The organism is Ancylobacter sp. G4_0304 (genome assembly GCF_047501495.1).
Taxonomy (GTDB): Bacteria; Pseudomonadota; Alphaproteobacteria; order Rhizobiales; family Xanthobacteraceae; genus Ancylobacter.
Genome location: NZ_JAZDRM010000007.1, coordinates 14,056 through 37,646 on the forward strand (window position 1 = coordinate 14,056; position 23,591 = coordinate 37,646).

Consider the following 23,591-nt stretch of genomic DNA (forward strand, 5'->3'; position numbering starts at 1 on the left):
CGGCCAATCTCATCCGGGCAGCCGCCGTGCCGGTGCGCCGCTCACGACACCTCGATGAGTTGCATCATGCCCATCTCCTCATGGTTCATCATGTGGCAGTGGAGCACGTAGCGGCCGGGAAAATCGGTGAAACGCGACCGGAAAGTGAGGCTGCCATTGCGCGGCAGCACCACCGTGTCGAGCCAGACCGGGGGAACGTCCTCGCCGTTCACCTTGATAAGCTCGAACGGGTTCACATGGATGTGGAAGATGTGGTCGTGGAAATGCGCGTTGACCAGCGTCCATTCCTCGACCGCGCCGAGCTTGACGGCGTGATCCACCCGGTTGATGTCGAAGGTCCTGCCGTCGATCAGGAATGTGAACTCGCGCCAGTGCGCGGCGGCCTCATTTTCGGGCACCACGGCGGAGAACACCACGCGGCGGCGGTTGGTGATCTCCTCGTCGCGGATGGTGGGCAGCGGCGGCGGGACGAGCCGGCCGGGCAGCGCCATCTCCAGGGGGTCGCCCTCCACCTTTAGCGTGGCGATCGGCCCGAAGGGCGAGGGATAGCCCTGATCATAGGGCAGCGCCTTCAGCTCGTAGCTCCCCGGCGCGCCCGCCTTCACCAGCACGTCGATGCGCTGGCCGGGTGCGATCAGCACGGTATCGCGGCGCTCCATCTGGTCGGTGCAGACCTCGCCCTCGCCGATGATCACCAGCCCGATGCCGTCACGGGCGATAGCCTGCATCTTGTGGTCGGCGAGGTGGAGGAACAGGTCGTCCTGATAGCCGGCATGGACGAGGCGCCAGCGCTGCACCTCGCCGGGGCGCATGGTGATGGTCGGCGCGCGCTGGCCGTTGAGCGACAGGAAGCGCACCGAGGTCTCGGAGAACAGGGCATCGAAGCCCTCGACCATGCCGAAGCCGTCGAACACCACCTCGCCCAGCACCAGCGTCACGTCCTTCGCGGCCGCCACCTCCGGCACCTGCTCGGGCCCATCCTCGATGATCAGCGCCCCGGCCATGCCGCTGGAGAGCTGCACGTCGGCCGAGCCGTGGTGATGGGGGTGATACCAGTAGGTGCCGCGCGGGTGATCCTCCGGGATGCGGATCTCGATCTGATAGGCCTGCCCCGGCTCCATGGTGCGCAGCACATTGTCGGAGAGGCCGGACGGGCTGACATGGAGGCCGTGGACATGGAAATTGGTCAGGTTGAGCATGTGCGGCTGGTTCATATAGGCCGGCATCTGCTCGCGGTTCGGCGGCAGGTCGTTGATCAGCGTGATGCGCAGCACGTCGCCGGGCTGGGCCCGCAGCGTCGGGCCGGGCATCTGGTCCTCGAAGCCGCGCAGATAGAGCCGGTAGCCGCCGATGTCGCGATAGCCGTAAGCCGCGCGCAGCGTGGTGACGAGTTCGCCATTCACCGAGCGGCGCACCTGCGGCTCACGCAGGATTTCGCCGGGCCTGAAGGGACTGCGTAGCGGGGCGCCGGCCCCGAAGCGCAGATCCTCGGGAGGCCGCGCGCGGCCCGGCGCGCCTTCCCCGGCTGGCGGGGCGGGGGAATGGTTCATGGCCGGGGTGGCCGGCGCCGCCCGGGCCGGAAGCGAGATGAGAGGGGCGACCAGCGGTGCCGCCAGTCCCGGCACGGCGAGGCCGGCAAGTCCCGCGGCCAGGATTTCGCGCCGCGATGTGCCCGGCTTAGTGCCCGGCTCCGCCCGCACGACGCTGCCTTCCCTCTTGTCCATCCGCCCCTCCCCGCCGGTCTTCGCCGACCAGCAGGAAGCTTACGCCCACGGCAAGGAAAAGCGAACGTTCACCGCCACCAAATATTCGGCCTTAACTTGACACCCGCACGAATTCCCCAGCGTCATTTCAAAGAAATGCCGGATAATCGCGCCGAAAAACTTCGGGGTCCATTTTCCTGCCCGAACCGCCGTTACCGCCGGGCCGCGGCACTCACCGAGATACCGGGTGCCGGCCGAATGGCGCACGCCCCCGGCGCGTGCTACGCCGCCAGCCGGACCCGCCGGCGGCAGGTTCGCCGGGCACCCGAGGATCCGATGGCGCGCATCAGCATCACCCACACCACCGAGTACAGCTACCGCAACCCGGTGGGCCTGACGCGCCATTCCATGATGCTGCGCCCCGACGACAGCCACGACCTGCGCCTGCACCATGCCGTGCTGAAGATCGACCCGGAACCGGCAACCCTGCGCTGGACCCACGACGTGTTCAACAACGCGATCTGCGTGGTGGAATGGCCGCAGACAATGCGCACCAACCGGCTGCGCATCGTCTCGACGCTGGACCTCACCCATCACCCGGAAGGCCCGAGCCTGCCGGCCTACAGCCTCGACCCGGCGGCCGAATTCCTGCCCTTTTCCTATTCCGCGCAGGAGATCGCGGATCTCGCCCGCCTCGCCGAGCGCCAGCTCCCCGACCCCGAGCGCGCCGTGGACGCATGGGCGCGGCGCTTCATCTCCGGCCCCGGCCCGATCCGCACGCTGGACGCCATCGGCGCCATGACCCGCGCCATCCGGGCCGAATTCGCCTATGGCGCGCGCTTCGAGGAAGGCACCCAGACCGCCGCGCAGACGCTGGCGCTCGGCACCGGCACCTGCCGCGATTTCGCGGTGCTGATGATGGAAGCGGTGCGCAACCTCGGCCTCGCCGCGCGCTTCGTCACCGGCTATCTCTATGACGACACCAGCGGCACCACGCGCGGCGGCGGGTCCACCCATGCCTGGTGCTCGATCTACCTGCCTGGCGCCGGTTGGGTGGAATATGACCCGACCAACGGCCTGATGGCCGGCAACAACCTGATCCGCGTCGGCGTCACCCGTTCGGCGGAGCAGGCGATCCCGGTCGCGGGTGGCTATTTCGGCGACGCGAACGACTTCGCGAACCTGTTCGTCGACGTCACGGTGAGCGCGGTGCCGATCCGCTGAGGCCGGCTCACATCTCGTTGTCGCGAAAGATGCCGAGCCGGCGAAGGATCGTCTTCTCGCCCTCCAGCAGCACGAACAGCCCAACACCGACCGCGACGATGAGCACGCCATCGGCGAACGGCACCGGGCGGGTGTCGAAAATCTCCTGCATCACCGGCAGGTAGGTGAAGGCGAACTGCGCCACCACCACCGTCACCAGCGCCGCGATCACCGCGCGGGTGCCGAGCACGCCGCGCCAGGTGATCGAGGCCATGTGCAGGAAGCGCACATTGAACAGGTAGAAAATCTCCATCACCACCAGCGTATTGACCACGATGGTCCGGGCAAGCTCCACCGAATGGCCGCGCGCCAGCGCGAACTCGAACATACCGAGCGAGGCGACGAGGAACAGGAGCGAGACCAGCACGATCCGCCACACCATGAAGCGCGACAGCAGCCCGGCCCCGGCTGGGCGCGGCGGGCGGGTCATCACGCCCGGCTCGGTCGGCTCGAAGGCGAGCGCGAGGCCGAGCGTGATCGAGAGGATGAGGTTGATCCAGAGGATCTGCGCCGGCGACATCGGCATGGTGGTGCCGGCGACGATGGCGGCGATCACCGCCATGACCTCACCGCCATTGGTCGGCAGCGTCCAGGCAATCATCTTGCGGATGTTGTCATAGACCGTGCGCCCCTCCTTCACCGCGGCGACGATGGCGGCAAAGTTGTCGTCGAGCAGCACCACCTCGGCGGCCTCCTTCGCCGCCTCCGTGCCCTTGCGGCCCATGGCGATGCCGACATCGGCCTGCTTGAGCGAGGGCGCGTCGTTCACCCCGTCGCCGGTCATCGCCACCACCGCGCCGGTGGACTGCAAGGCGCGCACGATGCGCAGCTTGTGCTCCGGGCTGGTGCGCGCGAATACTGAGCTTTCTTGCGCGAGCCCCACCAGCGCTTCGTCGTCCAGCGCGTCGATCTCGGCCCCGGTCACCGCCACGGGATTTTCAGTGATGCCGAGCTGGCGGGCGATGGCCTGCGCGGTGGCGCCATGGTCGCCGGTGATCATCTTCACGCCAATGCCGGCCGTGCGGCATTCCGCGATCGCCGCCACCGCCTCCGGGCGCGGCGGGTCGATGAAGCCGGCAAGGCCGATCAGCTCCAGCCTGTCGTCCAGGTCGGCAAAGGTGAGGCGCTCGGGCGCGACGTCCAGATGCTTGCAGGCGAAGCCGAGCACGCGCTCGCCCCGCGCCGCCGCCTGCGCAATATGGTCGGTCCACGGCCCGGCCTCGGCGCCGCACATCTCGATCACGCGCTCCGGGGCGCCCTTCACCAGCACAACCGCGCCGCCTTCGGGGTCGCGGTTGAGGCTCGCCATGAAGCGATAGCTGGCATCGAAGGGAATCTCGTCCAGCCGGGCGAAGGCAGCGCGCTCCTCGGCCTCATCCAGCCCGGCCTTGCGGGCGAGCGCCACCAGCGCGCCTTCCATCGGGTCGCCCTCGACCCGCCAGTGCCCGTCATGCCGGGTGAGATGAGCGTCATTGCACAACACGCCCGCGCGAGCGAGCGCGCTCACCTCCCGCGCCAGCGCACCGGCCGGGGCGCCGCCGCCCGCGGTGAGAGCGCCCTCGGGCTCATAGCCGGCGCCCGCCACCTCGACCTCGCCGCCGGCGACGAACAGGCGGCGCACCGTCATCTCGTTGCGGGTCAGCGTGCCGGTCTTGTCGGAGCAGATCACCGAGGTCGCGCCCAGCGTCTCCACCGCCGGCAGGCGGCGGATCACCGCGTTGCGCCGCGCCATGCGCCGGACACCAATCGCCAGCGTGATGGTGATGACCGCCGGAAGTCCTTCCGGCACCACGCCGACCGCCAGCGCCACCACCGCGATCAGCGCATCCGCCCAGCCATAGCCCCGCGCCAGCACCGCGAAGGCGAACAACGCCGCCGCGCCGAGGATCGCCAGCCAGGTGAAACGGCGCGCGAAGGCGTCGATCTGGCGCAGCAGCGGCGTCGCCAGCGGCTCCACCCCGGCGAGCAGCCGGCCGATGCGCCCGATCTCGGTGTGTGTGCCGGTCGACACCACGATGCCGGCACCCTGGCCGGCCGCGACCGTGGTGCCGGAATAGGCCATGGAATGGCGATCGCCCAGCGGCGCGTCCTTGTGCGCCGGTCCTTCATGCTTGGAGGCGGCGAGCGATTCGCCGGTGAGAATGGATTCGTCGATCAGCATGCCGCGCGCCCGCACCAGCCGGGTATCCGCCGGCACCTTGTCGCCGGCCTCCAGCAGCACGAGGTCGCCCGGCACCAGCTCATGGGCGTCGACGCTGACGCGCGTCGCGCCGCGAATGAGGTTCGCGCGCGGGGTGATCATGTTGCGGATCGCGGCCAGCGCCTCCTCGGCCTTGCCCTCCTGCAGGAAGCCGACGATCGCATTGACCATCACGACCGCGATGATGACGCCGGCATCGACATGATGGCCGAGCGCCAGCGCGGCCACGGCGCCGGCCAGCAGGAAATAGATCAGCGCGCTGTTGAACTGCGACAGGAAGCGCAGAAGCGGGTGGCGGCGCGGCGGCTCGGGCAGCCGGTTCGGGCCATGCGCGGCGAGCCTGGCGCGCGCTTCCTCCGGTGTCAGCCCCTCGCGCGAGACGCCGAAATGGCTCGCCACGTCGTCAGGGTGCAGGGCGTGCCAGTCGAGGTCGAGGCGGAACGGCGTCTTGCGAGGCGCGGCATCGGTCATGAGGTGGGGCGGAGGCTCGTCTCAAGAGTGGATGAGGCCACCAGCCTAGGGCCGGCCCGCCGCGATGCCGTCCGGAATTTCCCTTACGTCAGATTGGCAAGGCTTTGGCCTTGAACGAAAAAGAGGGGCCGGCACGAACCGGCCCCAGTTTGGGGATCGAAGAAACACCCGACCACGCACCGGCCGGCGAGGGGAGCCGGCCGATGCTCGTGGCGGGAGCCTTGAGCCCGACTGCCTTCGTCCGCCCGGCCGTAGCTCCGGGCAGAGGGGAATGAAGGCGTCAGAACTCCTCGCCGCCCCCGAACCAATCGCCGCCGCCCCCGAACCAGCCGCCATCGTCCTCGGCGGCCGCCGGCTCGTCGGCCGGAGCCGGATCGGCAGCCGGCTCATCCGCCGCGGCGGTCTCGGTCGGCGTCGCAGCCTGGGCTTCGCCGCCGCCGGAGAACATGCCGGCGATGGCATTGCCGAGCAGCACGCCGCCGGCCACGCCCATCGCGGTCTGCGCCGCACCGGCGAGGAAGCCGCCGCCGCCGAAGCCGGGACGCTGCGCCATTGCCGGCGCCATGCCCGGCGCCATGCCCGGCGCCGCTCCCGGCGCACCCGCTGCCTGCGCATTCGGACCCCAGGTCGCGCCGGACGGCCCGGCCTCGCCCATCGGCGCGGCGCTAGCGCGCGGCATGGTGGGCACCGGGCTGCGGCGCGGCGCGGGCTGGCTGGAACCGAACAGGCTGCCGAACAGCCCGCCACCCGAGGCGGGCGCCGCCGGAGCGGAGGCGGCGGCCTGCTCGACCTGCGCCTCCAGCTCCTGGATGCGGGCCTGCGCCTGCTGCAGCGCGTAGTCCTGCATCACGATGGTCTGCGCCATGTAATAGGGCGCGCCGGGGTTCTGGCCGATCTGCTGGCCGATGAAGGCCTCGGCCCCGGCATCGCGCGGGGGAGACTGGCGCTCCACCTGCGCGAGCTTGTCGAACAGGCCGGCAATGGCCTGGCGATCGCTGTCATTCATGGCTTGGGTCTCCTCGTGGCCGTTCCGGTCACTCACGCTCGCCGGTGAAGTTCAGCAGCAGCTGGAAGATGTTGACGAAATTCAGATAGAGCGAGAACGCGCCGAACACGGCCAGCTTCTGCTGGGATTCCGCGTCGAAATTGTCGGCATACTGCTCCTTGATGTTCTGGGTGTCCCAGGCGGTCAGGCCAACGAACACCAGGATGCCGACCACCGACACGATAAACTGCAGCATCGAGGAGCCGAGGAAGATGTTCACGAGGCTCGCGATCACCACGCCGATCAGGCCCATGATCAGGAACGAGCCGAACTGCGAGAGGTCGCGCTTCGTCGTGTAGCCATACAGGCTGGTGGCGCCGAACATGGTGGCGGCGATGAAGAAGGTGCGCGCGATCGAGGTGCCGGTGAACACCAGGAAGATCGAGGCCATCGACACGCCCATGACGGCGCAGAACGCCCAGAACATGGTCTGCGCCGCGCTGCCCGACATGGTCTGCATGCGGAACGAGAAGAACAGCACGAAGGCGAGCGGGGCCAGCATCGCCACCCATTTCAGCGGGGTGGAGAAGATCGGCACATAAAGCGCCGGCGTGGTGCCGACGATGAAAGCCACGGCGCCGGTCAGCACGAGGCCGAGCGCCATGTAGTTGTAGACGCGCAGCATGTGGCGGCGCAGGCCCTCGTCGAAGACGGCCCGGTCGACGCTGCGGGCGCCGGTCTGCCACTGGAAGCCGGTGTTCGGCGGGTTCATGTCATTCTCCCTGAAGAGACAAGAGGTGGATCAGTAAAGCGAGCGGGCGAGCTTGGACGCCGCCCGGTCGAGCTCCGGCGAGTCCGCCTTGGCCACCAGCGCATAGGCGACCTCGCCGACCTGCCAGTAGGCCGCGCTCAGTTCGTCGCGATAGGCCAGCGTGGCCGGCACGACGTCGAAGGTTCCCGGCCGCACCGCGAACAGCGAGACCGTGCCGAAATCCTGAGTGCGGACAGACACTTCGATGCTCGGGCCGAAGGCGGAGGGGAACACCTGCACGTCTTCCACGCTCCAGCCGCGCGGCAGCGCCGGCATCTCGATCGCGGTGGCGGCGCGGATGTCGGCGGGGTCGTAATCCTTCGCGCCCGGCTGGGACGGCATGTTCGCGCGCAGCTGGCTGGTGCGGTGGGCCATCACGGCATCGTTGACATAGGCCGGGGCGAGATCGGAGGCCACGACCTTGCCGACGCCGAGCGGCCCGAACTGGGCATGGGCCAGCCAGCCGGCGCCGACCAGCAGTGCGACCGACGCGACGAGCCGCAGCCGGCGCAGCAGCCGATCCTGGCTGAGCGCCCGCGACAGGCGGCGCGCGGCCTCGACCGTCGAGACCCGGTTCGGGGCCGCGCCGGCGCTGCGCGGCGCCTCGGCGAGCGCGAGCCGCAATTCGTCGCGGATGCGCAGATCCGCCATCACCCGCGAGGCTTCGGCCGGGCGCGTGCTCAAATGGGCCTCGACATCGATGCGCCGCTCGGCGGAGAGCTCGTCGTCGATATAGGCCTGGAGATCGTCGTCCGAGACCGGGTCAGCGTGCGGGATCATCGGAACCTCCAACAAGTCTCAGATGCCCCACGCGGCCGGACGGCGCGCCAGCCGTGCCGTCCTCCATGGCGCGCAGCGCGGCGCGGGCCCGCGACAGGCGCGACATCAGCGTGCCTTGCGGAATGCCGAGCGCGGCGGCGGCGGCCTCGTAGCCCAGCCCCTCGATCGCCACGAGATGCAGCGCCGCGCGCTGTTCCTCGGGCAGCGCCAGGAACGCCTCGCGCACCTGGGCGAGGCGGACATGGTGCTCCTGCGCCGGCGGGGCGGCGGCCTCGGCAAGCTCCACCGCCTCCGCAGAGCGGCGCTGATCCGCCCCGGCAGAACGGCGGCGATCGACGAACACGTTGTGCAGCACCGAGAGCAGCCAGACGCGCAGGCCCTTGCCGGGCTTGGCCGCCCGCTCCGGCGCGAAGCTGCCGCGCCGCTCATAGGCGCGCACCAGCGCGTCCTGCACCAGGTCCTCGGCGTCGGCCTCGCTGCGCGTCAGCGACCGCGCATAGCGGCGCAGCGCCGGCAGCTCGGCGGGCACATCGAAGCTGGTCGTCTCGCGTGTCATGACCTGTATACGGAGCCCCGCGCGTTTTTATTCCCGGCATCGTGACAAATATTGTGCGCCGCGCGGCGAGGGAACGCCCGGCGGCGTGGATCGTTCTTTCTCGAACCCACGCCCGCCCGTATCGAGAGCGACCATCATGAGCACAGCCGAGAAGACGCGCCCCGCCGACGCCCGCCGCGACGACAGCCGCCGCGACGAGGCGGCCGCCCCCGCCACAGTGGTCGTGCACGGCGCCGAACGGCTCACCGCCGTTACGGTCGATGCCTGCAACAGCCAGCTGCGCGACGAGGACGGCTTCATCGGCGATCGCGCCCGGCGCGCCGCGTTTTTCGAGGCGCTGGAGCGCGGGCGCGCGCTGTGGCCGGCGGACGCGCTGCCGATGCTCGGCGACACCGCGCTCGACGCGATCTCCAAGAAGCAGGTCGACGAATTGCTGGAGAACGGCTCGCCCGCCGAGCAGGCGCTCGTGCTGTCCGCGGTCGAGGACTATGCCGGCGAACTCGCGACCGTGATCCGGCGGCTGCTGCGCACCAAGGACTGGCGCGACACCCGGCGCATCGCCATCGGAGGCGGGCTGCGGGAGGGGCGCTTCGCCCAGATCGCGGTCGCCCGTGCGCAGATGCTCGCCCGCGCCGCCGAGTGCGACATCGAGCTGACCCCGATCCGCAACCACCCCGACGAGGCCGGGCTCATCGGCGCCGCCCATCTGGCGCCGAGCTGGATGTTCGCCAGCTTCGACAACATCCTCGCCGTCGACATCGGCGGCACCAACATGCGCGCGGGCATCGTGAAGCTCAGTCTGGAGAAGGCCCCCGACCTGTCGCGCGCTCGCGTGAAGGAAATGGAGCTGTGGCGCCATGCCGACGAGGAGATGAAGCGCGACGAGGCGATCGACGGCCTCATTGCCATGCTCAAGGGCCTCATCGCGCATGCCGAGGAAGAGAAGATCAGCCTCGCGCCGTTCATCGGGGTCGGCTGCCCCGGGAAGATCCTCGCCGATGGCGGCATCGAGACCGGGGCGCAGAATCTGCCGGGCAACTGGGAAAGCTCCCGCTTCAACCTGCCTCACGCCTTGTGGGAAGCCATCCCCGAGATCGGCGGGCGCGAGACCGTGGTGGTGCTGCACAACGACGCCGTGGTGCAGGGTCTGAGCGAGGCGCCGTTCATGCAGGATGTCGAGCATTGGGGCGTGCTGACCATCGGCACCGGCCTCGGCAATGCCCGCTTCACCAACCGCACGCCGCCGAAGGAGGACGCAGCGGGAGACGCCAAGAGCAAGGGCAAGGAAACGGGCAAGGATGGCGAGAAGGAACGGGGCAAGGGCTCTAAGTAAGCCGGGCTCGAAGTAAGCCGGGCGCGAGATAATCCGGGCGGACCCATAATCCGCCCGGCGAGCGCCACGAGCCGGAGGCCTTTCCTGTCAAGGCGGCCCCCGGGAGGGCGCGCCCATTCGGGTTAGCCACGCGTCGCGGAAAGCACGGTCCGATCAGCCCGGGGTGCCGCGCTCGGCGTGGCGCTTATCGCCCTTTGCGGCGCGGGCCTTGCAGGCCAGTTCCTCGAACTCCTGCCGGAGCTTTTCCAGTTCGCCCTCGTCCAGCTCCTCAAGGTCGAGGAGAATCTCGCGCGGCCCCTCAAGCTTGGAGATCAACTCGTCGAGCTTGATCTGCACGGCAGCGGTGTCGCGGTTCTGGCTGTTCTGAATGATGAACACCATCAGGAAGGTGATGATGGTGGTCGAGGTGTTGATGACGAGCTGCCAGGTCTCGCTGTAACCGACGAAGGGCCCTGTCGCGGCCCACACCGCGACCAGCCCGGCCGCCGTGACGAAGGTCGCCGGCTTCCCCGCATACCGCGCGACGGCCTGCGAAAAGCGCGTGAAGAGGGAGCGCCTCGGATGCCCGCCGGCTTGACCCTGACGCATGTTGCGGACTGTCATGGCGGGCACCTCGCTGGAACGGGAAATCGGCGCCGGGCGGGAGCCCTTGCTTCACGCATTCCCTGACGCGAACCGGAATTCGTTTAGCTTGAGACTGCTCTAACCCGCAGCCGCGCTTCGCGTTCCAGGGGCCGGCTCGCCCGGCCACCCAAGGCCGCGCGCAACGTCAGTCGCGCGAGACGTGCTGGGGCTTGCCCTTGCGCTTGGTCGCAGCGAGGTCGCGCAGCTCGGCCTCGGTCATGGATTTCTCCATCTCCTTCGAGGCGCCAACGAGTTCGCGCTTGGGCATGTCCCCGCGCTTGGCGGCGAGCGCGGCACCGGCCGCTTTCTGCTGGGCTTTCGAACGGGCGGGCATGGGATCCTCCTGTTCCTGAGCGAGACCGCCCCGGCCGGAAGCCGGGACGGTAATCGGCGACCTTATTCAGCCGCCTGAAGGTTGACGCGGGATTCCGCCAGCTTGGTCAGCTTGGCGTCGGCGTTCTTCTCTTCGGCCAGGGTCTTCTCCAGCACCTTGGCGCAGTCGGGACGGCCAAGGGTCTGGGCCCAGGAGACGAGCGTGCCGTAGCGCGTCATCTCGTAATGCTCGACGGCCTGGGCGGCGGCGATCAGCGCGGCGTCCAGCACCTGATCATCGGCAACGTCGCCAGCGATTTCGTCAGCTTCCTCAAGAATGCCGTCGATCGCCGGGCAGGTGACCGCCTTCGGCTTGACGCCGTGCATCTTGAATACTTCCTCCAGCCGGCGGACATGCTCCTCGGTCTCGGTGAGGTGCTTGTCGAAGTCCGCCTTCAGCGCGGGGCTGGACGCCTTGTCGATCATCTTCGGCAGGGCCTTCAGAATCCGGCCTTCCGCGTAATAGATGTCCTGCAAGGTGTGGACGAACAGATCGTCCATCGTCTTAATATCCTTTGAGAACAAGCCCATGGTATTAGCCTCCATCTTTCTGGTATTGGCATGCTTTCGGGGGTATTCCGTTCAGAACCAACTGATGTCGTGTGACGGACCCTCGGACAAACGTCCGCCGACAGCGAACGTTCCCCGGTAATTTTCTCGACGAATACGTGCCGAGCGGTCGTGATCCGCCCGATACCAGCGCCCAGCGGTCCTGCGCGGCTGCCCTGCACGCTTCGCGCTTGCGCGCCCGCCGGCCCCGGTATAGCGCTCTCGCGTCTCCACCGAGGGCCCTTCCGTGCAGCACGGCATCCTGACCGAGATCGAGGCTCGCGCGGGCGAGCACACCGCCTGGCGCCGCCATCTCCACACCCTGCCCGAGACCGCCTTCGAGGAGCTGCGCACCAGCGCCTTCGTCGCGGAGAAGCTGGAGAGCTTCGGCCTGCCGGTGCATCGCGGCCTCGCCGGCACCGGGCTGGTGGCAACGCTGAAGGGCAGGCTCGGCGAGGGTCCCGCCATCGCGCTGCGCGCGGACATGGACGCGCTGGATATCCATGAAGAGACCAACCTGCCCTGGCGCTCCACCATTGCCGGGAAGATGCACGCCTGCGGCCATGACGGGCACATGACCATGCTGCTCGCCGCCGCCGAGCACCTCGCCGCCCACCCGGATTTCGCCGGCACGGTGCATTTCGTGTTCCAGCCGGCCGAGGAGAATGAGGGCGGCGGCAAGGTGATGGTGGAACAGGGCCTGTTCGACACCTTCCCGGTCTCCGCCGCCTATGGCCTCCACAACTGGCCGAACGCCCCGTTCGGCTCGTTTCTCGGCCGCTCCGGCGCGATGTTCGCCTGGTTCGACATCTTCGAGGTGACGATCACCGGGCGCGGCGCGCACGCCGCCATGCCGCATAAGGCCATCGACCCGGTGGTGACGGCGGCCGAGCTGGTCGGGGCGCTGCAATCCGTGGTCTCGCGCAGCGTGCCGCCGCACGAGCCGGCGGTGCTCACCGTCACCCAGATTCACGGCGGGGAGACCTGGAACGTCATTCCCGACGAGGTGGTGCTGCGCGGCACCGCGCGCGGCTTCAACCCGGAGGTGCGCGACCTGATCGAGGCGCGGTTCCGCGACATCGTGGCCGGGGTCGCCGCCGCCCATGGCGCCAGCGCGCGCATCCGCTACGAGCGGCGCTATCCCGCCCTCGTCAACATGCCCGCCGAGCTGGAGCAGGCTTTCGCGGCGGCGGGGGCGACGGTGGGCGGCGAGCATCTCATCCGCGACGCCGCCCCGTTCATGGCGGCGGAGGACTTCGCCTATATGCTGGAGCGCGTGCCGGGCGCCTATCTGTGCCTTGCCAGCGGCCCCGGTCCGAACCTCCACAACGCGCACTACGACTTCAATGACGCGCTGATCCCGGTCGGCGCCAGCTACTGGGTCAACCTCGTCCACCACGTCCTCGGACCGGCAGCCTAGGCTCATCATGTCAGCCCCTGACCTGACCGTCCCGCCGGCGGCGACCCGCCGTCATGTGCCGCCCCGCGCGGGCGGGCTGTTCATCTCCGCGCTGGGCGCCGCGCAGGTCTGCTCCTGGGGCTCGCTCTATTACGCCTTCCCTCTGGTCGCGCAGGCGATGAGCGAGGACCTCGGCTGGAGCAAGACTGAGCTCTATGGCGCGGCCACGCTCGGTCTCGCGCTGGCGGGCCTTGCCGCCTACCCGATCGGCGCGGCGATCGACGCCGGGCGCGGGCGCCTTATCATGGCCGGCGGCTCGCTGATCGCCGGCGCGCTATTGGTGCTGTGGGCCTTCGCCGGCAACATGGCGCTGTTCTATCTCGCCGTCGCCGGCATCGGCGCGATGCAGGCCGCGACGCTCTACGATCCGTGCTTCGCCGTGGTGGCGCGCCGCGCCGGGCCGTTGCACGCGCGCGCCGGCATCACCGCCATCACCATGTGGGGTGGCTTCGCCTCCACCGTGTTCATCCCGCTGGTCCATGTGCTGATCGGGCATTTCGGCTGGCGCGAGACGCTGCTGATCCTCGGCCTGATCAACATCGTGATCTGCGCGGGACTGAACTTCGCGGTGATCAACCCCGCCGCCGACGCCCCCCAACCAGCGGCGGCGCATGACGATCCGAGCGCGCGGCAGGTGATGGCGCAGGTCGTGCGCATGCCCGTCTTCTGGGCGCTCGCCATCGCCTTCACCGCCTATTCGGCGATGTTCTCCGGCTTCACCTTCCATCTCTATCCGCTGCTGATCGAGCGCGGCTTCGACGCCGCCACCGTGGTCTCGGCCATCGCCATCATCGGCCCGGCGCAGGTCGGCGGGCGGCTGGTGATCTGGCTCGCCGCGCCCCATGCGCCGGTGCGGGTGGTGGGCTCGCTGATGGTCGCGGTGTTCCCGCTCGCCTTCCTGGCGCTGGAATTCCTGCCGCCCTCCTTCGCGGGCGTGGCCGGTTTCGCCCTGTGCTTCGGCGCCGCCAACGGCATCATGACCATCGTGCGCGGGCTGGTGGTGCCGGAACTGCTGACGCGCCGGTCCTATGGCGCGGTCAATGGCGCGCTCGCCGTCCCCGCCACCGCCGCGCGCGCGATCGCCCCGGCCGGCATGGCGCTGCTGTGGTCGGCCGCCGGCTCCTACGACGCGGTGCTGGGCGCGGTGATCGTCGGCGCGCTGGTGCTCGCCGCCGGCTTCTGGAGCGCGGCCGCGCTGTCGAAGGTGCGGGTCGAGCTGGACTAGCCCGCCTCGCCACTGGCCGGCGCGAGCCGCGCCCTGAGCACCGCGTTCTCCGCCTCAAGCTCGGCGAGGCGCTGGCGCAGCGGGGCGACCGCCTCCGCCACCTCGCTCTCGGTAAAGCGCGGGGTGATGTGCTGCGGGCAGTTCCAGTCGAAGGCGGCGAGCCGCAGCCGGTACAGGCGCTCAGGCCGTCCCCGATAGCCTGGCAGGCTCAGCTGCCCGGCAAGCTCGGGATCGGCATCGAGCGCCAGCACCTGAGCATGGGCGTAGATCTTCAGCCGGGCCCGGCGCGGATAGTCCATCAGGAACAGGCAGACCCGGTCATTGGCGGCGGCGTTGCCGGTGCTGATATATTGGCGGTTGCCGCCGAAATCGGCGAAGGCGAGCGTGCTCTCGTCGATCACCTTGAGAAAACCGCGCGGTCCGCCGCGATGCTGGACATAGGGCCAGCCGCTCTCCGAGACGGTCGCCATGTAGAAGCTGTCGCGGCTGGCGATGAAGGCCGCCTCGCTCGGCGTGAACCTGTCCGAGGCGCGCTCGCCCGGAAAGCCCTCCCACAGGCCGGCAGTGCCCATCTGCTCCTGCACGGCGCGCACGGAAGGCGTCACGGCGATGTCGAGAAAACCATAGGACATGGGGCTCTCCGTGGATCGGGCGGGCCGGGCATCGGCCGGTGTGCAACACACAATGCCACTTTCCGATATTCTGGATAATCTGGTATTTTCAGGAATGATCCTCCCGATTTCCGGAAGAATATATGGACCGTTTCGAGGCGATGTCGCTGCTGGTGGCGGTGTCCGACGCCGGGAGCTTCTCGGCGGCGAGCCGGGCGCTCAAGGTTCCGCTGGCGACGCTGAGCCGCAAGGTCGGCGAGCTTGAAACCCTCCTCGGCGCCCGGGTCCTCATGCGCACCACGCGCCGGCTCGCGCTCACCGATGCCGGCCTCGCCTATGTTGCCGCCGCCCGGCGCATTCTGGAGCAGGTGGAGGAGGCCGAGCGCGAGGTTGCCGGGGAATTCACCTCGCCGAAGGGGCAGCTGGTCATCACCGCCCCGGTGATGTTCGGCCGCCGGCATGTGCTGCCGCTGGTGGCGGAATTCCTCGCGGATTTCCCTCACATCGACGTCCGGCTGCTGCTGGCCGACCGCAACCTCCACCTTGCCGAGGATCACGTCGACATGGCGGTGCGCATCGGCGCGCTGCCCGACAGCGCCCTGGTGGCGACCCGCATCGGCACGATGCGCCTCGTCACCTGCGCCAGCCCGGCACTGCTGGCGGGACATGGCGCGCCGGCGCGGCCCGAAGCGCTGGGCGCGTGGCCCTGCGTCGCCTTCGACATGCCCTCCGCGCCACCCGGCTGGCGCTTCCGCGAGCCGGAAACCGGCGCGATCCTCGACATTCCCGTGCGCCCGCGCCTCAGCGTGACCACCACCGAGGCCGCGCTCGACGCCGCCCTGCGCGGCATCGGCGTGGTTCGGCTGCTGCAGTATCAGGTCGCCGAGGCGGTGGCGCGTAGGGAACTGAAACTGCTCCTGGAGGAGTTCGAGCCGGAACCGGCGCCGGTGCATCTCATCCATGCCGCGCGCGGGCAGATGCCGCTGAAGATGCGCCGCTTCCTCGATCTTGCCGCGCCGCGGCTGCGCACCACGCTCGCCCGGCTCGCGGAAACCGGCCTGCCGTGACCTCCCGCGATGCAAGGCGAGGGGCACTGGGAAACGCTGCATCAGGCGAACAGCGCGCCGAGATAGAGCTTGAGCCCGTCATAGACCAGCTTGAGCGACAGCACGAACAGCGCGCCCATCACCAGCCGGTAGAACAGCTTCTCGGGGATGCGCCGGTTGAGCCACACACCGACGAAGGTCGCCGCCACCGCGACCGGGGCCAGCCAGGCGGTGATGGCGAGATTGGTCGGGTTGAGCTGGCCGAGCGCCCAATAGGGCAGGATCTTCATCGCATTCACCGCCGCGAATAGCAGCGTCGAGGTGCCGGCGAACACCATTTTCGGCAGGCGCTGCGGCACGACATAGATCTGGTAGGGCGGCCCGCCGGCATGGGTCATGAAGCTGGTGAAGCCGCACACCGTGCCCCAGAACACGCCGCGCGGCACGTCGGCGGGCCTCGCCTCGCCATTGCCGCGCCCGAGCCAGCGGTGCAGGCAGAAGGCGAGCCCGATCAGCCCGACCGCCAGCATCACCTCGGCGTCGGTGACCACCGAGGCGCTGGCCCAGCCAAGCCCGATGCCGAGCGCCGCCGCCGGGGTGAGGATGACGAGGTTGCGCAGTGAGAATTCGCGCCGGTACGCCCACACGCCGAACATGTCGGAGATGACATAGACCGGCAGCAGCAGCCCGGCGGCGGCGATGGGCGGCATGGCGAGCGAGAGGATCGGCACCGCCAGCAGGCCGATCATCGGCACGCCGCCCTTGCTCATGCCGACGGCGAGCGCCGCCGGAACGGCCGCCAGCGCGAACCCCAGTTGCGGATCGATCATGTCACACGGTCATGCCCGTCGCGGCCAGCACGGTGCGCGCTCAGGCCGCCGCGGCCCCCGCAATGCGCTTGGAGACCAGCGCGCGCAGGCTGCTGAGGTCCTTCACGAAGGAGCGGATGCCCTCGGAGAGCTTCTCGGTGGCCATCGCGTCCTCGTTGAGCGCGAAGCGGAACGCCTTCTCGTCGAGGCCGAGCCGGGCCGCCGGGGCCCCCTCGACATGGGACGGGTCGAGCCGGCGCACCAGCGTGCCCTCGTCCTTGGCGAGTTCGTCCAGCAGCGCCGGGCCGATGGTCAGCCGGTCGCAGCCCGCCAGCGCCTCGATTTCCCCGGTGTTACGGAACGAGGCGCCCATCACCACGGTCGGGATGCCGTGCTTCTTGTAATAGGCGTAGATCTCGCGGACCGAGACCACGCCGGGATCGGTCTCGGCGGTGAACGGCCCCTTGCCGGCCTTGACGTGCCAGTCGAGGATGCGCCCGACGAAGGGCGAGATCAGGAACGCGCCGGCATCCGCGCAGGCGCTGGCCTGGGCGAGCGAGAACAGAAGGGTGAGGTTGCAGTCGATCCCCTCCTTCTGCAGCACCTCGGCGGCCTTGATGCCTTCCCAGGTCGAGGCGATCTTGATCAGGATGCGCTCGCGCCCGACGCCGCGCGCCTCATAGGCCGCGATGAAGGCACGCGCCTTGTCGAGGGTGGCGGCGGTGTCGAAGGAGAGGTCGGCGTCGACCTCGGTGGAGACGCGGCCGGGCACGATGCCGGAGAGCTCGGTGCCGAAATTCAGCGCCAGCCGGTCGCAGGTCGCCGCCACCACGGCGTCATGCGCGCCGGACTGCTTCTGCCCCCAGGCGATCGCCTCGTCGACAAGGCTGGCATAGGCCGGCGTCTCCGCCGCCTTCAGCAGCAGCGTCGGGTTGGTGGTGCAATCCTGCGGTTTGAGCCGGCGCACCGCCTCGATGTCGCCGGTGTCGGCGACGACCACGGTCATGGCGCGCAGTTGCTCGAGCTTCGAGGGCATCGTCGTGTCTCACTCTCTCAACGGGTGGCGCGGAGCGGCACCCCTTTGAACCTTCATACCCCTTGGACCACGGAACCGCGGCCCGCTTCAAGATGGCCGGCATGCTCCGTTTGGGCGACGACCGTCTTGTGACGATCCGGGACTAGGCGTAAACCCATTCACATCGGCACGAAGCGACCCTTACCAAGGCATACCGATGGACGATATTCACTACCGTGAATACAAGATTCTGCTGCGCCCGGAACGGTTCTTCGATCCGCATCAGTTCGAGATCTACTGGCACAAGCTGTGCCTCATCGCCGCCGAATTCAAGGTGGGCGTCGTCACGAACAAGGACGCGTTCAAGCGCCAGGTCCGCGAGGTGCTGTTCTACGACACGCCGGACTACGACCTCTATCGCCAGTCCTTCATCCTGCGCAAACGCACCTTCTACACCGATGGCTGGCCCGAGCCGCAGCACGAGTTGACGTTCAAGTTCCGCCATGCCGATCTCGAAACGGCGGCGAGCATCGACGTCACCCCGCATCTGCACGGCACCGCCAACATCAAGTTCAAGGAAGAGCTGCTGCCGCTGAAGGACAGCGTCGGCGGCATGCGCTCGCTCTATTCGCACAATTGCGTGCTGCTCACCCCCGGCCTCGTGCTGGACGAGGGGCTGGAGCGCATCTCCACCGTGTTCCCGACACTCAACGAACATTGCCCGGCGCAGAAGGGCACGCCGGTCTCGCTGGTGAACAACCTGCCGGTGGAAGAAGTGCAGGTGAATGTCGGGCTGTTCGATTTCGGCCATGAGTTCGAGGCCAAGGCGACGCTCTCGGTATGGCGCGACCGCCCGACCGAGACCACGATCATCGGCGAATTCGCCTTCCAGGCGAAGTTCGACCGCTACGACGCGGTGCACGCCAAGGCGCGCGCCCGCTCGGAGGAGTTCTTCAAGGCGGTGCAGACCCGGGCCAGCGAATGGGTCCAGCTCGGCGCCACCAAGACGGCGCTGGTCTACAGCTTCGGCCAGAAGGCGGCGGTCGGCCACGAATGAGCACCGAGCTCCCCCCCGTCGAGGTGGCCCCGGCGGGGCCGGGCGCCGCCATGCCGCCGGCCCGCGTGCCGATGGCCGAATTGTTCCTCACCTTCCTCATCATCGGCGCCACCAGCTTCGGCGGCGGCGTGGTCGCCTATCTGCGCAACGCGCTGGTGCTGCAGAAGGGCTGGCTCGACGAGGAACGCTTCCTCTCCGCGCTGGAAATCTCGCAGGCCCTGCCGGGGCTGAACGCCACCAACATGGCGATCATCGTCGGCGACCGGCTGCGCGGCGTGGTCGGCTCCATCGTCGCCTTTCTCGGCATCACCCTGCCGGGCGCGACGCTGGTCATGGTGCTCGGCGTGCTCTACGCCTCCAACGCCAAGAACCCTTACGTGAACGCCGCGCTGATCGGCGTGGGCGCGGCGGCGGTCGGCATGCTCACCGCCGTCACCTTCCAGATCGGGCGCAAGCAGTTCGGCAAGTGGATCGACGTCGCGATCATTCTCGTGACCGTCGCGCTGATCAACTACTTCCATGTCTCGCTGATCTGGGTGCTGCTCACGGTCGGCCCGGTCGCGGTCTACATCTACCGCCCCTCCAGGCTTGAGCCGCCCTCGGTGCCGCCGAAACAGGAGACGGTGCCGTGAACGTTCAGGAGAACCTCACCGTCCTCGGCGTGTTCTCGCTGCTCTCGGTGCTGGCGGTGGGCGGCGGCGCGGCGGTGCTGCCGGAGACCAAGGCGCTTGTGGTGGACACCCATCACTGGCTGACCGACGACCAGTTCCGCGACATTTACGGCCTCGGGCAGGTGGTGCCGGGGCCGAACATGCTGATGGTGATGGTGATCGGCTATCACGTCTCCGGCTATTTCGGCGCGCTGCTGGCCTATCTCGGCTTCTTCGTGCCGGCCGGGCTGATCTCCTGGGGCGCCTCGCGGATCTGGGACCATTTCGAGGGCTCGCCGTGGCGCCGCTCGCTTCAGGAGGGCCTGGCCCCGCTGGTGGTCGGGCTGATGGCGGCCGGCACCATCTCGATCGCGCGCACCGCCATCGACGGCGCGACCACGGTCGCGATCGCCATCGCGGTGTTTCTCGGCGTGCGCTTCGTCAAGAAGGTCAACCCCGCCATCTTCGTGCTCGGCGGCGGGGTGGTCGGCCTGATCGCCCTGAGCTGAGGCTGACCACCCCGCGCCTTGCTCAGCGCTCGTGCGCCTGCGGCAGGTAATGGCTCAGCGTGTGGGCGAGGCCCGGCGCGGTCAGCGTCTGCAGCCACACCTTGCCCGGCCCGGAAAGCCGGGCGAGGAACAGGCCGTCGCCGCCGAACAGCGCGTTCTTCACCCCGCGCATGGTGGTGATCTCGAAGGAGACGCTCTCCTCCAGCATGCCGACATGGCCGGGATGGGCGAGGATGACCTGCCCGGGCTGGAGGTCGTACGTGACCAGCTCGCCGCCCAGCTCGATCCAGGCCTGCGCCGCGCCGGACAGCTTCTGCAAAATGAAGCCCTCCCCGCCGAACACCGCCCCGCCCAGCGTCTGCTGGAACGCGCTGGCGATCTCGATGCCGCTCGTGCCGCACACGAAGCCGTGGCGATGCACCAGATAGCCGGCGCCGGGGCGCACCTCGATCTCCACGATGTTGCCGGGCATCTTGGCGGCGAAGGCGACATTGCCCGGCCCGCGCGCGGCGTGGAACTCGGTCATGAACAGGCCGGCGCCGGACACCGCCCGGCTCACCAGCCCGAACAGGCCGCCGCCACCGCCGCCGCCCATCGTCGATGTCGTCAGCTGCATGTCGCCGGACATCCAGGACAGCTGGTCCGGCGCGCCAATGACGGTCTCGCCGGCGTCGAGGCCGATCTCCAGCACCGGCAATGTGGTTCCGATGATTTTCGCGCGCATGCCGTCTTCCTCCCGTGTTCCTTCACCTATCTCGGCCACACCGACCTTAGGCGCGCCGCACGACAGGAGAAAGCGGCGCGAGGGGGCGAAAGGTTCCACGCGACAAAATCGCGAAGCCGACGAAATTCCTCCATTCCCGGGCCGCACGACCGTTCATGGCAGAGGAAGCGCGTGCTATGCTTGGTGGGTCTGGTTTTCAGTCCGGTTCTCAGTTCGGGAGTGCTCCATGCCTGCCGCGACCTCGTTCCTTCGCCTGAACCTTTCCTGTCCCAACAGCCTCGCCCCCGGCCTGCGCCGGCTCGGCCTTGCCGCCGTGCTCGCGCTCGGCATGCTGGCCGCGCCCGCCCTTACCGGCGGCACCGCGCAGGCCGCCGTCGCCACCCCGGCACTTGGCGCCGCGCCGACGCTCGCGCCGGTCACGGAGACTGTGCGCTGGGTGTGCGGACCCTGGCGCTGCGCCTGGCGTCCGAATTTCCGCTACTGGTACGTGCCGCCCTATGCCCGCGCCTGGGGCCCGCCGGTCGCACCCGGCTGCTTCTGGCGCCGTAACGGCTGGAACAACTGGGTCCACATCTGCCCGTAACCCGCGCGGGCGCCCGGTAACGCGGGAAGGCGCGGCACTCGGCCCGCGCTTTCCCGGTCCGTCAGGTTCATTCGAGCCCGACGGCATCGCGCGCGGCGGCGACTTCCTTCTGGCAGGCTTCCGTATCGCCCGCGGCATCGGCCTTGCGGGCGCGTTCCAGCGCGGCCAGCGCCTTTTCCGGCGCCGCGCCGTCACCGATCTCGCCCTCGACCTTGGCCATGCTGTCCGGCGTCGGCTCTGCGCCATCCTGAACGGCGTCGCTCTGCGGCGCCGTAGGACCGCTATTGGCGGCATCGGCGAGGATGCGGTCCACGGCGGCCTGGGTATCGATCACCATCTGGCTGCAGACGGAGTCGGCCTCGGCCCTCCCCCCGAAGCCGGTCGTCCCCACGACCAGAGCGGCGAGGGCGGCGAAAAGCGGCAGGCACCGTTTCATGGCACGTTGTTCCTTGAGAGGCGCCGTCCCGCGCGGCACCCGACCCTGGCGATTCGGGAGGGGAAGCGTCCCCGCGCCACTCTAGCAAACACCGCCGGGGGATTTCGAGACTCCCGCGCGCGACGCCGTGTCACGAGGCGCAATGAGGCGGGCCCGGCGTCAGTCGCGGGCGAACATCTCGCGCTCGCCGCGATGCACGGAGGGGTTCAGCGGCGGGCGGCCGAGCGAGCGGCGCTGGAACACGCTGGGGCGGCGGTGCTTCAGTCCGCCACGCCGGCGCCGGCGCAGCTTGGCGGCGGAAACCACCAGCCGGCCGAGCATCGGATAGGCCGGGCGGCGCGTGCCGTCTTCCCCGGTCACCAGCATGGGCAGGCCGAGCGCCCCGCTCCATCCGCGCCACTGCGCCACCACGTCGTCGATACCCGGCGCGCTGTAGAGCGTCACCGAAAGCCCGGGATCGGCATGGACCAGAACTACCGCCACGCCGTCATCCTCGCCCTCCGGGTCGAGCAGCGCCACCGCCACGCCCTCATAGCGCGACAGCTCCATCTCGATGCGCATCGGCACGCCGGACAGCCGGCGCCGCAGCACGATGCGCGTGGGGTGAAGCTCGACCAGCCGCGCGCCGGCATCGGCATTGGGATCGAGCGACTGGAAGACGAGCGGCCAGCCCTCCGGCGCGGACGGGCGGTCCAGCGCGACATAGGGGTAGGCCGGAACCGGAGGGCATGCCTCCACTGCGAACTGACGCCTCATGGTACTCCCCGCCGGTTTCAAAAGGCTCTGTCGGCCCCGGTCGTGAGGAGAAGCTAGAGGACGTCCTCTCCCCGCCGGCTTAAGGGAAATGGTTGATCGTTTCTTTGCGGGGTTCTTCCGGGCCTATGCTTGATGAAACCTTGAAAAGCTGCGGCTTTTTCGACCAGACCGGCTAAGAAACGGCGCACACCATTGGTTGGGCTTGCCAGCCCGCCCGCGCGCGCCTAAGGCGTGACGATGACCTCACCACTCCTTGATCCCGCGTCCGATCCGCTGGCCGATCCGACGATTGCGGCGCGCCATCTCGCGGATGCGGTGGTGGCGGCCGGCGCGGTCGCCGCCGCCATGTTCCGCGCCGGGGTGAAATCCTGGTCCAAGCACAATGATTCCCCGGTGACCGAGGCCGATCTGGCGGTTGATGCCATGCTGCGCGAGCGGCTCGGCGCGCTCGCCCCGGCCTATGGCTGGCTCTCCGAGGAAACCGTGGACGAGCCCTCGCGGCTGGAGCGAGACCGGGTGTGGATCGTCGACCCGATCGACGGCACCCGCGCCTACATGGCCGGCGGCGCCGACTGGTGCGTGGAGGCGGCACTGGTCGAGCGCGGTCGCCCGATCGCCGGCGCGCTGTTCGCCCCGGTCACGGACGAACTGTTCGTCGCCGTGCTGGGCGGCGGGGCCACCCGCAACGGCCAGCCGATCCGCGTTTCGCAGGCCGCGCAGGTGGAAGGCGCCCTTGTCGACGGTCCGGGGCCGTGGCTCAGCCATATCGACCGGGCCGGCCCGGTGCGGCGCCACCCGCGCATCCGTTCGCTGGCGCTGCGCATCGCGCGCGTGGCAACCGGCGAACTGGATGCGGCATTCGCGTCGCCCAATGGCAATGACTGGGACCTTGCCGCCGCCGACCTTTTGGTGCACGAAGCATATGGCCGCCTGACCACACTCGACGGCCTCCCGCTCGCTTACAACGCGCCCGTGCCGCGACATGGCGCCCTGGTTTCCGCCGGCGCCCTGTTGCACCCGTCCATGCTGGATGCGGCGCGCTAAGGCTGGCCCGATCGTAGGAA

General features: G+C 69.2%; 25 protein-coding genes. 10 read left to right on the plus strand and 15 right to left on the minus strand.

The genetic code is table 11. The annotated features are described in order from the left end of the window. Positions 1-41 precede the first annotated feature (41 nt). Positions 42-1,724 carry a multicopper oxidase family protein gene (locus tag VRZ77_RS05625; RefSeq protein ID WP_414591682.1) on the minus strand — a complete coding sequence of 561 codons (1,683 nt, stop codon included), beginning with the start codon at positions 1,722-1,724 and terminating at the stop codon, positions 42-44. Between the two features lie 315 nt (positions 1,725-2,039). On the opposite strand from VRZ77_RS05625, the gene VRZ77_RS05630 reads away from it, so the two are divergent. Further along, positions 2,040-2,927 carry a transglutaminase family protein gene (locus tag VRZ77_RS05630; protein WP_414591683.1) on the plus strand — a complete coding sequence of 296 codons (888 nt, stop codon included), beginning with the start codon at positions 2,040-2,042 and terminating at the stop codon, positions 2,925-2,927. A gap of 7 nt (positions 2,928-2,934) precedes the next feature. On the opposite strand, the gene VRZ77_RS05635 is transcribed toward VRZ77_RS05630, so the two are convergent. The 5 genes from VRZ77_RS05635 to VRZ77_RS05655 form a co-directional block, all read right to left on the minus strand. Further along, entirely contained in the window at positions 2,935-5,637 is a 2,703-nt protein-coding gene (locus VRZ77_RS05635) for a cation-transporting P-type ATPase (RefSeq protein WP_414591684.1), read from the minus strand. A gap of 280 nt (positions 5,638-5,917) precedes the next feature. After that, positions 5,918-6,643, minus strand: a complete 726-nt coding sequence (locus tag VRZ77_RS05640; protein ID WP_414591685.1) for a DUF2076 domain-containing protein — start codon at positions 6,641-6,643, stop codon at positions 5,918-5,920. A gap of 28 nt (positions 6,644-6,671) precedes the next feature. After that, positions 6,672-7,394: a Bax inhibitor-1/YccA family protein gene (locus VRZ77_RS05645; RefSeq protein ID WP_414591686.1), complete on the minus strand. Its 723-nt coding sequence runs from the start codon at positions 7,392-7,394 to the stop codon at positions 6,672-6,674. 30 nt (positions 7,395-7,424) lie between these two features. Then, positions 7,425-8,213, minus strand: a complete 789-nt coding sequence (locus tag VRZ77_RS05650; RefSeq protein ID WP_414591687.1) for an anti-sigma factor family protein — start codon at positions 8,211-8,213, stop codon at positions 7,425-7,427. After that, entirely contained in the window at positions 8,197-8,769 is a 573-nt protein-coding gene (locus VRZ77_RS05655; protein WP_414591688.1) for a sigma-70 family RNA polymerase sigma factor, read from the minus strand. The genes VRZ77_RS05650 and VRZ77_RS05655 overlap by 17 nt, the downstream gene beginning before the upstream one ends. 136 nt (positions 8,770-8,905) lie before the next feature. Between VRZ77_RS05655 and VRZ77_RS05660 the strand changes: the two genes are divergently transcribed. Beyond that, a complete protein-coding gene (locus tag VRZ77_RS05660) occupies positions 8,906-10,102 on the plus strand; it encodes an ROK family protein (protein WP_414591689.1) in 1,197 nt (398 codons plus the stop codon). A 153-nt stretch (positions 10,103-10,255) separates the two neighbouring features. Here the strand turns inward: VRZ77_RS05660 and VRZ77_RS05665 are convergent, their stop codons facing one another. The 3 genes from VRZ77_RS05665 to VRZ77_RS05675 form a co-directional block, all read right to left on the minus strand. Next, positions 10,256-10,705: a low affinity iron permease family protein gene (locus VRZ77_RS05665; RefSeq protein ID WP_414591690.1), complete on the minus strand. Its 450-nt coding sequence runs from the start codon at positions 10,703-10,705 to the stop codon at positions 10,256-10,258. A 166-nt stretch (positions 10,706-10,871) separates the two neighbouring features. Then, the gene (locus tag VRZ77_RS05670) at positions 10,872-11,060 is read right to left on the minus strand and encodes a DUF3008 family protein (RefSeq protein WP_414591691.1); all 189 of its coding nucleotides are present in this window, start codon (positions 11,058-11,060) and stop codon (positions 10,872-10,874) included. A gap of 62 nt (positions 11,061-11,122) precedes the next feature. Then, a complete protein-coding gene (locus VRZ77_RS05675) occupies positions 11,123-11,629 on the minus strand; it encodes a ferritin-like domain-containing protein (protein ID WP_414591692.1) in 507 nt (168 codons plus the stop codon). 265 nt (positions 11,630-11,894) lie between these two features. Here VRZ77_RS05675 and VRZ77_RS05680 point away from each other — a divergent pair, with 265 nt between their 5' ends. Both VRZ77_RS05680 and VRZ77_RS05685 read left to right on the plus strand, forming a co-directional pair. After that, positions 11,895-13,067 (plus strand): M20 aminoacylase family protein, encoded by a 1,173-nt coding sequence (locus VRZ77_RS05680; protein WP_414591693.1) that lies wholly within the window; start codon positions 11,895-11,897, stop codon positions 13,065-13,067. A gap of 7 nt (positions 13,068-13,074) precedes the next feature. Next, entirely contained in the window at positions 13,075-14,331 is a 1,257-nt protein-coding gene (locus VRZ77_RS05685; RefSeq protein WP_414591694.1) for an MFS transporter, read from the plus strand. On the opposite strand, the gene VRZ77_RS05690 is transcribed toward VRZ77_RS05685, so the two are convergent. Further along, complete coding sequence (locus VRZ77_RS05690) at positions 14,328-14,963, minus strand: pyridoxamine 5'-phosphate oxidase family protein (protein ID WP_414591695.1); 636 nt, start codon at positions 14,961-14,963, stop codon at positions 14,328-14,330. The two genes, VRZ77_RS05685 and VRZ77_RS05690, sit on opposite strands and share 4 nt — an antisense overlap. Before the next feature lie 122 nt (positions 14,964-15,085). Between VRZ77_RS05690 and VRZ77_RS05695 the strand changes: the two genes are divergently transcribed. Next, positions 15,086-16,009 carry a LysR family transcriptional regulator gene (locus tag VRZ77_RS05695; protein ID WP_414591696.1) on the plus strand — a complete coding sequence of 308 codons (924 nt, stop codon included), beginning with the start codon at positions 15,086-15,088 and terminating at the stop codon, positions 16,007-16,009. Between the two features lie 41 nt (positions 16,010-16,050). Here VRZ77_RS05695 and VRZ77_RS05700 read toward each other — a convergent pair whose 3' ends face one another. Both VRZ77_RS05700 and tal read right to left on the minus strand, forming a co-directional pair. After that, complete coding sequence (locus VRZ77_RS05700; RefSeq protein ID WP_414591697.1) at positions 16,051-16,818, minus strand: sulfite exporter TauE/SafE family protein; 768 nt, start codon at positions 16,816-16,818, stop codon at positions 16,051-16,053. Between the two features lie 40 nt (positions 16,819-16,858). Beyond that, positions 16,859-17,833, minus strand: a complete 975-nt coding sequence (tal, locus tag VRZ77_RS05705; RefSeq protein ID WP_414591698.1) for a transaldolase — start codon at positions 17,831-17,833, stop codon at positions 16,859-16,861. A 196-nt stretch (positions 17,834-18,029) separates the two neighbouring features. Between tal and VRZ77_RS05710 the strand changes: the two genes are divergently transcribed. From VRZ77_RS05710 to VRZ77_RS05720, 3 genes are read left to right on the plus strand one after another with little or no spacing between them, the layout of a single operon-like run. Continuing rightward, a complete protein-coding gene (locus VRZ77_RS05710) occupies positions 18,030-18,869 on the plus strand; it encodes a hypothetical protein (protein WP_414591699.1) in 840 nt (279 codons plus the stop codon). Continuing rightward, positions 18,866-19,501: a chromate transporter gene (locus tag VRZ77_RS05715; RefSeq protein WP_414591700.1), complete on the plus strand. Its 636-nt coding sequence runs from the start codon at positions 18,866-18,868 to the stop codon at positions 19,499-19,501. The genes VRZ77_RS05710 and VRZ77_RS05715 overlap by 4 nt, the downstream gene beginning before the upstream one ends. Beyond that, on the plus strand, positions 19,498-20,028 hold the full coding sequence (locus VRZ77_RS05720) for a chromate transporter (protein WP_414591701.1): 531 nt from the start codon (positions 19,498-19,500) through the stop codon (positions 20,026-20,028). The genes VRZ77_RS05715 and VRZ77_RS05720 overlap by 4 nt, the downstream gene beginning before the upstream one ends. A gap of 22 nt (positions 20,029-20,050) precedes the next feature. On the opposite strand, the gene VRZ77_RS05725 is transcribed toward VRZ77_RS05720, so the two are convergent. Continuing rightward, positions 20,051-20,752 (minus strand): AIM24 family protein, encoded by a 702-nt coding sequence (locus VRZ77_RS05725; RefSeq protein ID WP_414591702.1) that lies wholly within the window; start codon positions 20,750-20,752, stop codon positions 20,051-20,053. Positions 20,753-20,978: 226 nt separating this feature from the next. Here VRZ77_RS05725 and VRZ77_RS05730 point away from each other — a divergent pair, with 226 nt between their 5' ends. Beyond that, entirely contained in the window at positions 20,979-21,335 is a 357-nt protein-coding gene (locus VRZ77_RS05730; RefSeq protein ID WP_414591703.1) for a hypothetical protein, read from the plus strand. Between the two features lie 67 nt (positions 21,336-21,402). Here VRZ77_RS05730 and VRZ77_RS05735 read toward each other — a convergent pair whose 3' ends face one another. Both VRZ77_RS05735 and VRZ77_RS05740 read right to left on the minus strand, forming a co-directional pair. Further along, on the minus strand, positions 21,403-21,771 hold the full coding sequence (locus VRZ77_RS05735; RefSeq protein WP_414591704.1) for a hypothetical protein: 369 nt from the start codon (positions 21,769-21,771) through the stop codon (positions 21,403-21,405). Between the two features lie 159 nt (positions 21,772-21,930). Next, on the minus strand, positions 21,931-22,527 hold the full coding sequence (locus VRZ77_RS05740; protein ID WP_414591705.1) for a DUF6101 family protein: 597 nt from the start codon (positions 22,525-22,527) through the stop codon (positions 21,931-21,933). 237 nt (positions 22,528-22,764) lie between these two features. On the opposite strand from VRZ77_RS05740, the gene VRZ77_RS05745 reads away from it, so the two are divergent. Continuing rightward, the gene (locus VRZ77_RS05745) at positions 22,765-23,571 is read left to right on the plus strand and encodes a 3'(2'),5'-bisphosphate nucleotidase CysQ (RefSeq protein ID WP_414591706.1); all 807 of its coding nucleotides are present in this window, start codon (positions 22,765-22,767) and stop codon (positions 23,569-23,571) included. The last annotated feature ends 20 nt before the right edge of the window (positions 23,572-23,591 follow it).